Source organism: Streptomyces sp. NPDC093598 (assembly GCF_044764825.1).
Taxonomy (GTDB): Bacteria; Actinomycetota; Actinomycetes; order Streptomycetales; family Streptomycetaceae; genus Streptomyces.
Genome location: NZ_JBIWIV010000002.1, coordinates 845,152 through 860,698 on the forward strand (window position 1 = coordinate 845,152; position 15,547 = coordinate 860,698).

Sequence of the window (15,547 nt, forward strand, 5' to 3'; positions counted from 1 at the left end):
AAGGGGTTTTGGATGCTCCTCCATCGAACGACGGCCGGGAAGCCACGGCGGCGGCTGGCGGCGGCACTGTCCGCGGTCACCCTCGGCGTCGGTCTCCTCGCGGGATGCGGTTCCGGCTCGGACACGGCGGACAAGAAGAGCGAGGGCACTCAGGCCGAGGCCGACGGCGCGTTCCCGGTCACCGTGGAGCATGCGTTCGGATCCACGAAGGTCGAGAAGGCACCCCAGCGGGTCGTCTCCGTCGGCTACACCGACGACCAGACCATCCTGGCGTTCGGCATCAAGCCCGTCGGCATGGTCGACCAGTACCCGAACCCGCCGGGCAAGAGCCCCGACATCAACACCCAGTGGCCCTGGGTCAAGGACAAGTGGGGCGACACCAAGCCCGAGGTCGTCATGAAGAACGGCGACACCGGCCCCAACTACGAGAAGATCGCGGCCCTTCGCCCCGACCTGATCGTCGCGGTCTACTCCGAGATCGACCAGGCCGCCTACGACAAGCTCTCCAAGATCGCCCCGACGGTGGCCCGCACCAAGGGCGAGAAGGAGCCCTTCAGCGCTCCCTGGCAGGACAACGCCCTGCACATCGCCAAGGCCCTCGGCAAGGCCGACGAGGGCCAGAAGATGGTCGACGACATCCAGGGTCAGCTGGACACGGCCAAGAAGGAGCACCCGGAGCTCGGCAAGGAGACCGCTGTCGCGCTGTCCTGGTACAAGGACTCGGTGGCACCCTTCACCTCCACCGACGTACGCGGCCGGCTCGTCACCGGCATCGGCTACAAGTACCAGACCGAGATCGACAAGGTCGCGGGCGGCAACTTCTACACCACGCTCTCGCCCGAGCGCATCGACCTCGTCGACGTCGACCACATCTTCGTCATCAACGACAAGGCCGACACCGAAGCGCTCAAGAAGTTCAAGCTCTTCGCCAACCTGGACGCCGTGAAGAAGGGCAACGTGTCCTACCTGCTCGACAGCGAGGGACCGGCGGTCGGCGCGGCCATCTCCCAGGGCACTCTGCTGTCCATGCCGTACGCGATCGACGAGCTCGTCAAGTCGGTCGAGTAGGGAGTGGGCACCACCGACACGCGCGTCGCCCCGGCGACCCTGCGCACGACGACCGGACGCGAGGCCGCCCGCTGGGTCGCGGCACACTGCCGTGCCATGCCCGGGCTCACGGTCGCCACCGTGTTCACCACGGTCGCGGGGGCGGCGCTCCAGGTGCTCCCGGTGCTCCTGCTCGGCCGGGTGGTCGACGGGGTCGTCGGGGGCGAGGACCGCTCGGTCCTGGTCACGATCGGGGTGCTGATCGGGGCCGCCGCGCTGCTCGGCGCGGCGGCCACCGCGGTGTCCACCTACCTGATCGGACGGCTGGGCGCGGATCTGCTCGCGCGGCTGCGCGAAGGCGCCGTCCGGGCGGTGCTCGGCATGCCGAGCGCGCGGATCGAGCAGGTCGGCCGGGGGGATGTGCTCTCCCGGGTCGGTGACGACGTGGCCGTCATCTCCAAGGGCATCCGCACGGCCGTACCCACCGTGTTCTCCGCGGGCGTGCTGGTCGTCATCGCGACCCTCGGCATGTTCGGGCTGGACTGGCGGCTGGGCCTGGCCGGCGCAGGCGCGTTGCCCGCGTACGCCCTGGCGCTGCGCTGGTACCTGCCCCGGTCCGCACCGCTCTACCGCAAGCAGCGCGTGGCCCAGGCCGACCGGGCCCAGGCGTTCATCAGCGGCCTGAACGGCATCGACACGGTCCGCGCCTACCGTCTGGAGGGCGCCTTCCGCGAGAAGGTCACCACCGAGTCGTGGCGGGTGCGCGAGCTCGGTATCGAGGTGTTCCGCTTCTTCGGCCGGTTCGTCGGCCGGGAGAACCGTGCCGAGTTCATCGGTCTGGTCCTGATCCTCGTGGTGGGATACGCCCTGCTGGAGGCCGACGCGGCCAGCCTGGGCGAGGTGTCGGCGGCCCCGCTGCTGTTCCACCGGCTGTTCACCCCGCTGGGCGCCATCATGTTCACCTTCGACGAGGCGCAGAAGTCGGGCGCGAGCCTGACCCGCCTGGTCGGGGTGCTCGGGGAGTCCGCCGAGGAGCGGCTGGTCGGCGACGAATCCGTCGCGGTCGCGGCAGCCGGGGCCTACCCGGTGACGGTCGAGCGGCTGACGTTCCGTTACCCAGGCTCCGAGGAGCCGGTGCTGCGGGACGTCGATCTGACGATCCCGGCGGGCGGGTCACTCGCCCTGGTGGGCGCCACGGGCGCGGGCAAGACGACCCTGGCCGCGCTGATCGCCGGTATCGGCACCCCGGATGCCGGGTCGGTGCGCATCGGGACGACGGACCTCTCCGACCTGGACGAGGCCGGGGCACGGGCGTTGGTGAGCATCCTGACGCAGGAGACACACGTGTTCTCCGGCCCGCTCGCCGACGACCTGCGGCTGTCCGCGCCGGGGGCGACCGACGCCGAGCTGACGGAAGCGCTGCGCACGGTCGGTGCGGAAGGCTGGGTCCGCGCGCTGCCCGACGGGCTGAACACCCCGGTCGGCGAGGGCGGCGAGCGCCTGGACGTCACCAAGGTGGCGCAGATCGCCCTGGCGCGGCTGGTGCTGGGCCGGGCGCCGGTCGTGGTGCTCGACGAGTCGACCGCGGAAGCCGGCAGCGAGGGCGCCGCCGAGCTGGAGCGGGCCGTACTGGCCGCCTGTGCGGGCAGGACCACGCTGTTCGTGGCGCACCGGCTGACCCAGGCCATGGCCGCTGACCGCATCGCCGTGCTCGACGCGGGACGCGTCGTGGAGCAGGGGACGCACGAGGAACTGGTCGCTCTGGGCGGCCGGTACGCGCGACTGTGGCGGGCCTGGCGAGAGGGTAGTTAGGCAACCCTTATTTAGGTTAGCCTAACTCCACATTCTGGAAGGGACGCTGAGTCTTCGATGATGCAACCGCGCGCTCGTCTCGCACTGCTTACCCCCAGGCGCCTGGCCGATGTGCGCCGGCGGACCGGCGACTACCCGGACCGGACCATCACCGAGGCCTGCGCCATCGGCCTGTCGTACTGGGCGACGGGCCGCAGCCCCGAGGGCATCGACCTCACCCCCGGCACGCTCTTCGCGGACGTCCTCGGCTGGGTCGACAACGGCGGTACCGCCCCCGGTGGTTGGGAGGTCGCCCGGGACGGCTACGGCATCATCGTCCCCGACGGCGTCACACCCGAAGACGCGCAGCTCGCATTGGACGACCTGGCCGACTTCCCGGACCGGCCGCTCGGCACCATCGGCCCGTCCAGCGTCGCGGCCAGGCTCCGGACCCTGGCCGGGTGGAACGACAACCGGGCCGACCGGGTCCGCCCCACCATCGTGGAGATGTTCCTCGAGCAGGCGGACGCCAGACCGGACGCCGTGGCCGTCGTCGACGAGCACCGGACGCTGACCTACCGCGAAACGGCCGAACGCGCAGGGCAGTTGGCCCACCACCTGCTCGCGCGCGGACTCGGCTCCGAACAGGTCGTGGGGATCTCCCTGACCCGCTCCGCCGACATGGTCATCGGGCTGCTCGCGGTGCTCCAGGCCGGGTGCGCCTTCGTACCGCTCGATCCGCAGTGGCCCGCCGCGCGCCGGGCCGTCGTCATCGAGGACGCCCGGGTAGTCGTCCAGCTCAACGCCTCGGGCGAGCACGACCCGGCCGAACCGGACGCCGTGGCCGTCGACCTCGGCGACTGGCAGTACGGCTCGTACCCGGCGGAAGGGCCCGGCGTCGCGGTCCTCGGCGACGCGCTGGCCTACGTGATCTTCACGTCCGGTTCCACCGGGCGCCCAAAGGGCGCGATGATCCGGCACGAGGCGATCAGCGAGCGCCTGCTGTGGCAGGTGAACGAGATCCTCGGCTTCGGCCACGACGACGCCTCGCTGTTCAAGGCACCGCTGTCCTTCGACATCTCCATCAACGAGATCTTCCTGCCGCTGGTCTCCGGCGGCCGGCTCGTCGTCCTGAGGCCCGGCGGCGAACGCGACCCGCACCACCTGTTGAGCGTCATCGCCGAACAGCGCGTCACCTTCACGTATCTGGTGTCGTCCATGCTGGACGTGCTGCTGGAGATGGCCGGCGACTCCGGCCGCCTGGACAGCCTGCGGCACGTGTGGTGCGGCGGGGAGGTTCTCACCCCCGAGCTGTACGAGCGGTTCCGCACCAAGCTCGACGGCGTCCCCATGTACCACGGCTACGGCCCCGCCGAGACGACCATCGGCGTCTCCCACGTCATCTACCGGGGCGCCGCCGAACGCCTGTCGACGTCCATCGGCAAGGCCAACCCCGACACCCAGCTCTACGTCCTGGACGACGAACTGCGCCCGGTCCCGGTCGGCGTCGGCGGTGAACTGTACGTGGGCGGCTTCCTCCTGGGCCGCGGCTACGTGGGCGCACCCGGTCTGACCGCCTCCCGCTTCGTCGCCAACCCCTTCGCGAACGACGGCTCCCGCCTCTACCGCACCGGCGACCTCGCCCGCTTCGCCCCCGACGGATCGCTGGACTTCCTCGGCCGCGCCGACAACCAGATCAAGATCCGCGGCATGCGACTGGAGATCGAGGACGTCGAGGTCGGCCTCGCCGAACACCCCCGCGTACGGCACACCTGCGTCGTCGCCAGGAAGAACGCCGCCGGTGGCACCTACCTCGTCGGCTACGTCATACCCGCCGCCGGCAGCGAGGACCTGCGGGCCGACGAGGTCAAGGCGTGGGCCGGCGCGCACATGGTCGAGTACATGGTGCCCGCCCACATCGTCGTGCTGGAGGAGTTCCCCCTCACCGCCAACGGCAAGCTCGACCGCAACGCGCTGCCCGAGCCCGCGGTCGAGACCGGCTCGCTCGTCCGCCCCACCACCGACGACGAACGCGCGGTGTGCGCCGCCGTCGCGGAGGTGCTGCGCCTCGAAGAGGTCGGTGTCGACCAGGACTTCTTCCAGCTCGGCGGCGACAGCATCCTGGCGATCTCCCTGCTGAGCGCACTGCGCGAGCAGGGCCTGCACGTCACGGCACGGCAGATCTTCACCCACAGCACCGTGGGCGCGCTGGCGGCGGTCGCCGGCCGCGAGGACGTCTCCACCGTCGACCACGCCGATGTCGCCACCGGCACCGTCGTGGGCTCGCCCATCGTGCAGTGGCTCGGCGAGACCACGGACGCCATCGACGGTTTCGTCCAGTCGGTCGTCCTCAACACCCCCGCGGACCTGACCGCCGACGCCCTCGACGCGATCCTCACCGCCCTCGTCGCCCGGCACGACATGCTCCGCGCCAGGCTGGTGCGCGGCAGCCGCTGGAGCTTCGACATCCCCGAGGCGGACCGGGCCGAGCCCGCCTGGCAGCGCAGCGACCGTCCGCTCGATGAGTGCATCGCCCTCGCCACCGACGCTCTGGACCCCGCCGACGGCGTGATGCTCCGGGCCGTCTGGCGCCCCGAGGCACACCAACTCGTCCTCGTCGCCCACCACGTGGTCATAGACGGCGTCTCCTGGCGCGTCCTGATGGAGGACCTGGCCACCGCCTGGCGGCAGTTCTCCGCAGGCGAGCCCATCGAACTGCCCCCGGTGGGCACTTCGTTCCGGCGCTGGACCCAGCTGCTGGAACGCGCCGCGTTCGACGCCGACAGCTCCTCCTACCGGCGTCCCCTGCCCGGCGAGGACCAGCCGCTGGCCCGCCGTGCCCTGTCCGCGACTGACACCGTCGCGAGCGAGCGCCTGCGCACCGTCTCCGTCGGCCCGGAGGTCACGGCCGCCCTGCTGAACGACATCCCCGCGAAGTTCCACGCCGGCGTCAACGACGTCCTGCTCACCGCGCTCGCCGTCGCCCTCGCCCGCCGGCGCCGCGACCTCGGCCAGGACCAGACCTTCGCCCACATCGAACTCGAAGGCCACGGCCGCGAGGGGCAGTTCGTCGCCGGTTCGGCCGGCTTCGAACCGGAACTGTCCAGGACCGTGGGCTGGTTCACCACCCTCTTCCCGGTGACCGTGGACCCCGGCACGGCAGCCGACTTCACCACCCCCGCGTATCTGACCGCCGCCCTCAAGGCGGTCAAGGAAGACCTCGCCCGGGTCCCGGACAACGGCGTCTCCTACGGCGCCCTGCGCTACCTCACCCACAGCGAGTTCGACGCGCCCGCACCCCAGGTGCTCTTCAACTACCTCGGCCGCTTCGCCGCCGGCGCCCCCGGCGACTGGCGCTTCGCGGGCACCACCGGCCAGCTGGGTGAGAAGCGCGACCCGCGGATGCGCCTGCCGCGCGCCCTGGAGTTCAACGCGATCGCCGAACCCGCCGCCACCGGCGCGTACGAGCTGGTCACGACCATCTCCTGGCCCGACGGCATGTTCACCGACGCCGACATCGCGACACTCGGCGACTACTTCCGCACCGCCCTGGCCGGAATCGCCGCGCTCGACCAGGGCGGCCACTCGCCCAGCGACTTCCCCCTGGTACCGCTCACCCAGAGCGACATCGACGCCCTGGACGGCCCGTCGCTGCGGGACATCCTGCCGCTGACCCCGCTCCAGGAAGGCCTCTACTTCCACTCGGTCTTCGACGACGACTCCGCGGGCGCCTACGTCGAGCAGCAACTGCTCACGCTGCACGGCGAAGTGGACGCCGACCGGCTCGCGGCGGCCGCCACCCGGCTGCTCACCCTCTTCCCGAACCTGGCCGCGCGCTTCACGGCCCTTGCCGACGGCCGTGTGGTCTCCGTGCTGGAGAACGGCGCCGAGGCCCCCTTCACCACGCTGGACCGCCCCGGCATCACCGACGAGGAGATACGCGACCTGGTTGAGCGGGACCGCCGCACCGGCTTCGACCTGGCCACCGGCCCCCTCATGCGGTACACGCTCATCCGCACCGGCATCGCCCGGAGCATCCTGGTGCAGACCGTGCACCACATCATCGCCGACGGCTGGTCCGTACCGCCCATGCTCCGCGCGCTGCTCACCGAGTACCACGCCCCGGGCACCGTCCACCCGACCGGCGGCTTCGCCGACTACGTGCACTGGCTCGCCGGACGCGACGCCGACGAGAGCGACCGCGTCTGGCGCGAGGAACTCGCCGAACTGCCCGGCCCCTCGCTCGTCGCCGAGGGACACACCCCCTCCGACCGCTTCGCCGACACCGCCCTGGAACCCGAGAACGACATCGACGCCGCCGTCCGCGAGGCCGGCGTGCCGCTGAGCGTCGCCGTGCACAGCGCCTGGGCCCTCACCCTGGGCGGCATCCTCCAGGTCCGGGACGTGGTGTTCGGCTCCACCGTCTCCGGCCGCGACGCCGAGGTGCCCGGCATCGGGGACATGGTGGGCCTGTTCATCAACACCATCCCGGTGCGCGCCCGTTGGGCCCCCGGCACCACGGCGGGCGGCCTGCTCACCTCGGTGCGCGACCACCAGAGCGCGGTCCTGCCGCACCAGCACGTCTCCCTGGCGCGCATCGGCCGCCAGACCGGAGCCGGCGCCCTCTTCGACACCCTCGTGGTGTTCGACGTGGCCACCGACGTCACGTCGCTCCGACGGCCCGGCGACACGCTGACCATCACGGACCTCGTCAACGAGGGCGCCCCGCACTACCCGCTGACGCTGGTGGTCGAGCGCGCACCCGACGGCCGCCCGCGCTTCAACCTCATCTACGACGGCGAACTCCTGCGCGAGCCGACCGCCCAGGCGATCCTGCGCACCTTCGCCCGAACCCTGACCTGCCTGCTCACACACCCGGACACCCTGGTCGACGGCCTGACGCCCGAGAGCGAGAGGCGTCCCGCACCGATCACGCCGACCACCCTGGGCGGACTCTTCGACGCCGCCGCCCGGCGCGACCCGGCGGCCACCGCCGTCACCCAGTGCGGCCTCGACGGCTCCACACGGTCCCTCACCTACGGCGAACTGTCCGAGGCGAAGAACGACCTGGCCTCCGCCCTGCGCGCCGCCGGAGTCCGCCCGGGCAAGCGGGTCGCCGTGGCCGTCCCGCGCTCCCTGGAGCAGGTCGTCGCCCTGGTCGCGATCGTCGGTGCGGGCGGCGCCTACGTCCCGCTGGACCTGGCGTACCCGGACGAACGCCTGGAGTACATCCTCGCCGACGCGGCCCCGCAGGTCGTCCTCGTGGACCGTGACCAGCGCGACCGTTTCACGGAACTCCTGGCCCGGGCGGGCGTGCCCGCGCGTGTGCTGGTGCAGGGCGAAGAACCCCCGGCCGCCCTCACGGACCCCGCTCCCGAACCCGACTGGCACACCCCCGCCTACGTGATCTACACCTCCGGATCCACGGGCCGCCCCAAGGGCGTCGTCGTCCCGCACTCCAGCGTGGTGTCGCTCCTCGCCCACACCCGGCCCGACATGGATTTCGGCCCGGACGACGTGTGGGTCCAGTTCCACTCCTTCTCCTTCGACTTCGCCGTCTGGGAGCTGTGGGGCGCGCTGGCACACGGCGGTGAGCTGCTGGTGCCCGAGTACGGGCTGACGCGCTCCCCGGTCGACTTCCACCGGCTGGTCCGCGAGCGCGGCGTCACCGTTCTCAACCAGACCCCGTCGGCCTTCTACCAGTTCATCGAGGCCGACCGGCTCGCCGGCGAGCCGCTGCCCGCCCTGCGCCGGATCGTCTTCGGCGGCGAGGCGCTGGACCTCGGGCGGCTGCGCGGCTGGGTCGAGCGGCACGGTACGGCCGCCCCCGAGCTGGTCAACATGTACGGCATCACCGAGACCACCGTCCACGTCACCCACCGGGTGCTGACCGAGGCCGACTTCGGCCCAGGCGACGACGTCAGCCCCATCGGCGGCCCGATCCCCGGCCTGGTCACCTACCTGCTCGACGACCGGCTCCGCCCGGTGCCGCCGGGCCGGGAGGGCGCCATCTACGTCGCAGGCGACCAGGTGTCGCTCGGCTACCTGGGCAGGCCCGGGCTCACCGCGGGCCGCTTCGTGGCGAACCCGTTCAGGAGCGACGGCTCCCGCATGTACCACACGGGCGACCTCGCCATCCGCACCCTCGACGGCGAACTGCAGTTCACCGGCCGCGCCGACGACCAGGTCCAACTCAAGGGCTTCCGAATCGAGTTGGGCGAGGTGGAGTCCGCGATCAGGGCTCTCGACGGTGTGACCGACGTGGCCGTGACGGTGGCGGACACCGGAGACCACCTGGTCGCGCACGTGGTGGGCAGCGTGCCGGGCGATCTCGAGGGCAGGCTGTCGGAGAAGCTGCCTGTCCACATGGTCCCAGGCAGGGTCCTGACGACCGATGCCCTGCCGCTCACGGTGAACGGCAAGTTGGACCGAAAGGCCCTGGTGGAGCGCGCCCTTAGGGGCGCGGGGAACTGCGCGACAAGCCACAACGCACCCGCCGGTGAACACACAACACTTGCCACACTGGTCGAGATCTTCACTCACACACTGCCCGGCACCACCGTGACCGCAGACACCGACTTCTTCCGCGCCGGAGGCGACAGCATCATCGCCATCACGGTGGTGAACAGGGCACGGACGCTGGGCCTGCCGATCTCACCCCGGGACGTCTTCCTCCTCAAGACCCCCCGCGCACTCGCCCAACACCTGGCGACCAACACACCCCCGGCCGTTCCGGACACCGTCCACCGCGAAGACGGCCCGCTGCCCCCGACCCCGATCATCCTCCGCCAACGCGAACTCGGCGGCTCCCTCGCCCGCTTCGCCCAGGCCAGGACTCTCCAGGCTCCTGAAGGCACCGGTTACGCCGACGCCGTACGCGCCGCGAACGCCGTGGTCGCCGCACACCCCGCCCTCCGACTGCGGCTGCACACCGAGCACGGCGTGTGGACCCTGCGCACCGAACCCGCCCGCGAGATCACCGTCGTACGCCCGGACACCACCGACGCGACAACCGTCGCGAACGAAGCCGCCGGACGGCTCGCCCCCGAGTCCGGGGACGTCATCGCGTTCGCGTGGCTGGAGTCGAGCAGGACCCTCGTCGTCACCGTCCACCACCTCGCCGTCGACTCGGTGTCCTGGCTGATCCTGCTGGACGACCTGGCCACGGCCCTGCGCGGGGAGCCCCTGGCCCCGCCGACCACGCCCTACGCCGAGTACGCGGAAGCACTCACTCTCCAGTCGGCGTGGTCCGTCGGCGACCTCGGCCGCTGGGTCACCACACTCCAGGCGCCCGAACTGCTGCCCGCGCCCGGGGCTCTGCGCGAGACCACCGTCGTCCTCGCCCCCGACGTGAGCGAGAGTCTCACCCGCACCGCGCCCGCCGCACTCGGCGTCGGCCTCACCGAGCTGCTGTGCGGCGCCCTGCGCACCGCGCTGACCCGGATCCAGCCGTCACCCACCGACCTCGCGATCGACCTGGAGCGGCACGGCCGGGTCCCGGCCCGCGCACAGCACGACTACACCCGTACGGTCGGCTGGTTCACCTCCATCGCGCCCGTACGGCTCACCCCGCACACCGACCCCGTCGCGGCCGCGCGCGAGGTCGCCGAGCGCCAGCCCGACGAGGACGGACACGTCGCCTACGGCCGGCTCAGGTACCTCAACCCGCAGACGGCCCCGCTGCTGACCGCCCGCCCGCAGGTGCTGTTCAACTACCTCGGCCGGGGCAGCGAGTCCCAGGCGCTGCATCTCACCGGCGGCGACCAGGGCAGCCCGTACGCCGTCGAGGTCAACGCGTGGACCGACGAGGCCACCGGCAGCCTGTTCGCCGAGTTCATCCTGGCCGAGGGCGTACCCGACGAGCTCACCGAGCACTGGCGCGCCGCCCTCCGGCACATCGCCGATGCCGCCACGACGGCCGAACGCACCGCACCGGTCACCCCCCTCCAGCGCGGCCTGTTCTTCCAGGCCCAGATGGCGGGCTCGGCGGGACACTACGTCGCGCAGAACTGGTTCACCTTCGACCGGCGCTTGGACACCGACGCGCTGGCCGAGGCGATGGCCCACGTGATCGCGCGGCACCCGGTCGCCGGCGCCGGGTTCAGCACCGACGACGACGGCAACCCGGTGCAGGTCCTCAAGGCCGGCCGGCGGGTCGACGTCCGTACGGTCGCTCTGGCGACGGACGCGGAGGTCGACGCCCTGCGCGCCCGGGACCGTGACACGGGCTTCGACCCGGGCGAGCCGCCGCTGATCCGCCTGACCGTCGTGCATCTGCCCGGCGACCGGGACGGCCTGCTGCTCAGCTACCACCTGCTGCTGTGGGACGGCTGGTCCCGCGAGATCGTGCTGCGGGACCTGTTCGACGCCTACCGTGCCGTCCTCGCGGGCGAGTCCCTCGATCCGACGCCGGCCACGCCGAGCTTCGAGGAGCACGCCCGGGCGCTCGCCGCCAAGGACCCGGCGGTGTCCGAGCGCTTCTGGGCGGACCACCTGACCGCTCTGCCCGGCCCGACGCTGCTCGCCGGACCGGCGCCGTCTTTCTCGGACGACCTGCCGAAGGCCCTCGTGCACACCTTGACCGCCGAGCAGTCCGACTTGGTGCGGGAAGCGGCCCGGGTGCACGGCGTCACCCTGAACTCGGTGCTGACCGGCGCGTTCGGCCTGCTGCTCGGCGCGCACACCGGCCGCAGCGACGCGGTGTTCGGCGTGACCGTCTCCGGCCGCGACGGCGAGTCGCTGTCCGACATCGTCGGCGTGCTGCTCAACACCGTGCCGATGTGGACCCGGGCCCGCCCGGACGACACCGTCCGCGACTACCTGTCGGCCGTCCAGGCGGCCCGGGTCGAGGCGATGGAGCACGAGCACCTCGGGCTCGGCGAGATCCAGCGCGCCAGCGGGCACGACACCCTGTTCGACAACCTGTTCGTGCTCCAGAACTTCCTGGACATGGACGCCTTCGCCGAGATGAACGCCCGGCACGGCATCACCTCGGTCAGGGCCGACGACTCCACCCACTACCCCTTCACCTGGGTCGTCACCCCCGGCGACCGGCTCACGGTCAAGCTGGAGTACCGCGACGGCGACACCGGGAACGCCCGCCGTCTCCTCGACGACTACCTGAGCGTGCTGGAGGACCTGGCCCGGGCGACCGGGCCGGTCGGCGCGCTGCGGGGACTGGGCCCGGTGCCCGAGCCGGCCGCACGCACCGAAGTGGGCACGGACACCGTCGTCGACCGGTTCGACCAGGCGGCGGACCGCGACCCGCAGCGGGTGGCACTCGTCGCCCACGGCGCGACGATGACGTTCGCCGAACTCCGGGACCGCAGCCGGGCCGTGGCGGGTGTGCTCGCCGCGCGCGGCATCGGGCCGGAGACGACGGTGGGCCTGGCGATCCCGCGCTCCCTCGACTGGATCGCGGCCCTGTTCGCCGTCCTGCGGGTCGGCGCCGCGTACGTGCCGCTGGAGCTGGACCACCCCGACGAGCGGATCGCCGCCATCGTCGAGGACGCCCGGCCGGACGTGATCCTCACCGTGAGCACCGTGTCGCCCCGGCTGACCGGCGAGCTGATCGAACTCGACCGGCCGCTTCCCGAGGCCGAGCCGTATCGGACGTTCACGCCGGACGACCCGGACCGGCTGCGCCACCCCGCGTACACGATCTACACCTCCGGCTCGACCGGGAAGCCCAAGGGCGTGGTGACCGAGTACGCCGGGCTCACCAACATGCTGATCAACCATCAGCGCCGGATCTTCGAGCCGGTGCTGGCGGAGCACGGCCACCGGGTCTTCCGGATCGCGCACACCGTGTCGTTCGCGTTCGACATGTCGTGGGAGGAGCTGCTGTGGCTCGCCGACGGCCACGAAGTGCACATCTGTGACGAGGAGTTGCGCCGGGACGCACCCCGGCTGGTCGCGTACTGCCTGGAGCACGGCATCGACGTCATCAACGTGACGCCGACCTACGCACAGCAACTGGTGGCCGAAGGCCTGCTCGACAACCCGGCACGACGGCCCGCGCTGGTGCTGCTCGGCGGTGAGGCCGTCACGCCGACGCTGTGGCAGCGGCTCGCCGACACCGAGGGCACGGTCGGATACAACCTGTACGGACCCACCGAGTACACCATCAACACCCTCGGCGTCGGCACCTTCGAGTGCCAGGACCCGGTGGTGGGCGTTGCCATCGACAACACGGACGTGTACGTCCTGGACCCCTGGCTGCGACCCCTGCCGGACGGCGTTCCCGGTGAGCTGTACGTGTCGGGCATCGGCATCGCGCGCGGCTACCTCGGGCAGCCCGCCCAGAGCGCGCACCGCTTCGTCGCCTGCCCGTTCGGCGGGCCCGGCACGCGCATGTACCGCACCGGGGACCTGGTGGTCCGCCGGCCGGACGGCAACCTGATGTACCTGGGCCGCACCGACCAGCAGGTCAAGATCCGCGGTCACCGGGTCGAACTCGGAGAGGTGGAAGCCGTGTTCGCGGCCCACCCGGCGGTGCGGTTCGCCGCCGCGGTCGCCCAGCCCGACCCGCAGGTCGACGGCGCCCACCGGCTGGCCGCCTACCTGGTGCTGGACGGTGCGGAGCTGGCGGCCGTCGCCGCCGAGGTGGGCGCCGGGCTGCCGGACTTCCTGCGGCCCACGCACTACGCACAGGTCGACAGCATCCCGCTGACGGTGAACGGGAAGGCTGACACCAAGGCGCTGCCCGAGGCCAAGCCGCTGGGCGCGCTGACCACGGCGGGGGAGCGGGGCCCACAGACCGAGACCGAGACCGTGGTGTGCGAGTACTTCGCCGAGGCACTGGATCTTGACGACGACGAGGTGAGCGCGGTGAGCGACTTCGTGTCCCTCGGAGGACACTCCATGCTGGCGGTACGGCTCGTCGGGCTGCTCCGCCGCGAGTACGGTCCCGTGATCACGATCCGCGATCTGTTCACCCTGCGAACCCCGGAAGCGATTGCCCGCCACCTCGATGACAACTGACACGCAGCGGCCCCGTGAAGGGGCCGCCATCCTCCGCACCGCCCTGCGCCGCAACATCGGCGCCATGGCCTGGGGCACCCTCCTCATGGGCCTCTACCAGGCCGGCGAGACGGCCTTCCCCATCGCGCTCGGCCTGATCGTCGAGCACACGATGCGGGACGGCCGCAGCCTCGAGGCACTCGCCCTGTCGATCGGCGCGCTCGCCGTGATCATCACGACGGTGTCGCTGTCGTGGCGGTTCGGCATGCGGATCCTGCAGAAGGCCAATACGACCGAGGCGCACCGCTGGCGGGTGAAGGTCGCCGCCTGCGGCCTGCAACCCGTGGCCAGGGACGTCGACCTCAAGTCCGGCGAGGTGCTGACCATCGCCACCGAGGACGCCGACCAGACCGCCGACATCATCGAGGTGGTGCCGCTGCTGATCAGCTCGCTCGTCGCGGTGCTGGTCGCGGCGGTCGCACTGGGCCTGGCCGACATCCGGCTCGGACTTCTGGTCATCGCGGGCACCGTCGCGATCCTGTCGATCCTCAGTGTGATGTCCAAACGGATCGGCAGCAGCACCCAGGAGCAGCAGGCCCGGGTGGCGCGGGCGGGTGCGAAGGTCGCCGATCTGATCACCGGCCTGCGCCCGCTGCACGGCTTCGGCGGCAACCACGCGGCGTTCCGATCCTACCGGAAGGTCAGCACCGAGGCGAAACACCAGTCGATCACCGTCGCCAAGGTGAACGGCGCCTACGCGGGTACCGCGCTGGCCCTCAACGCGGTCCTCGCCGGGGCCGTGACCCTGACGGCGGGCTGGCTGGCGTTCGAGGGCCGGATCAACATCGGGGAACTGGTCATGGCCGTGGGCCTGGCGCAGTTCATCATGGAGCCGCTCAAACTGTTCTCGGAGATGCCCAAGTACGTGATGATCGCGCGCGCCTCGGCCGAGCGGATGGCGCTAGTGCTGTCGGCCCCGCCGGTGATGACCCCGGGCTCCGAACGCCCCTGCGCGGGCGGCGGCCTGGAGATCGACTGCGTCCGCCACGGAACCCTGACCAACCTGAAGTTCCAGGTGAAGGCAGGGGAGTTCGTCGCCATCGCCCCCTACCAGCCCCGTGCGGCGGCCGACCTCGCCGCCGTCCTGGCCGTGCACGTCCCGCCCGCCGCGTACGAGGGAACGGTCCGGATCGGCGGCCAGGAACTGGCGGACCTCTCCGTCGAGGCGGTCCGCGAGCACATGCTGGTCAACCCGTACGACGGGGAGATCTTCGCCGGCACCCTCCGCACGAACATCGACCCGTCGGGTACCAGCCGGACGGTCCCCGACGCGGTCGAGGCCTCCCTGCTGACCGACGTCGTGGCCCTGCACCGCGAGGGCCTCGACTACGGGGTCCGCGACCGGGGCGCCAACCTCTCCGGGGGCCAGCGCCAACGTCTCTCACTGGCCCGCGCCCTGGCCGCCGACACCGACGTCCTCGTCCTGCACGACCCGACGACGGCGGTGGACGCGCTCACCGAGCAGCTCATCGCGCGCAACGTGGCGAAACTGCGCCGTGGCCGCACGACGATCGTCATCACCAGCAGCCCGGCGTTCCTGGACGCGGCGGACCGGGTCCTCATCCTGGACGACGGAGCCATCGCCGTGGAGGACACCCACCGCAACTTGCTGGCGAACGACGAGGCCTACTGTCAGGCGGTCGCACGGTAACTCTTAGGGGGGCCAGGGGGACATGCCCTCAGGGGC

4 protein-coding genes are annotated in these 15,547 nt (G+C 71.7%); all 4 read left to right on the forward strand.

The features are described 5' to 3' along the window. Positions 1–12 precede the first annotated feature (12 nt). Genes ACIRDU_RS09855 through ACIRDU_RS09870 form a run of 4 tightly spaced genes read left to right on the forward strand, consistent with a single transcriptional unit; the run spans position 13 to position 15,511 of the window. Positions 13–1,068, forward strand: coding sequence for an iron-siderophore ABC transporter substrate-binding protein (locus ACIRDU_RS09855; protein ID WP_403576568.1), 1,056 nt, complete (start codon positions 13–15; stop codon positions 1,066–1,068). A gap of 3 nt (positions 1,069–1,071) precedes the next feature. Next, positions 1,072–2,859 carry an ABC transporter ATP-binding protein gene (locus ACIRDU_RS09860; RefSeq protein ID WP_403576570.1) on the forward strand — a complete coding sequence of 596 codons (1,788 nt, stop codon included), beginning with the start codon at positions 1,072–1,074 and terminating at the stop codon, positions 2,857–2,859. 57 nt (positions 2,860–2,916) lie between these two features. Further along, positions 2,917–13,821, forward strand: coding sequence for an amino acid adenylation domain-containing protein (locus ACIRDU_RS09865; protein ID WP_403576572.1), 10,905 nt, complete (start codon positions 2,917–2,919; stop codon positions 13,819–13,821). Next, on the forward strand, positions 13,811–15,511 hold the full coding sequence (locus ACIRDU_RS09870) for an ABC transporter ATP-binding protein (protein WP_403576574.1): 1,701 nt from the start codon (positions 13,811–13,813) through the stop codon (positions 15,509–15,511). The genes ACIRDU_RS09865 and ACIRDU_RS09870 overlap by 11 nt, the downstream gene beginning before the upstream one ends. Positions 15,512–15,547: the final 36 nt, after the last annotated feature.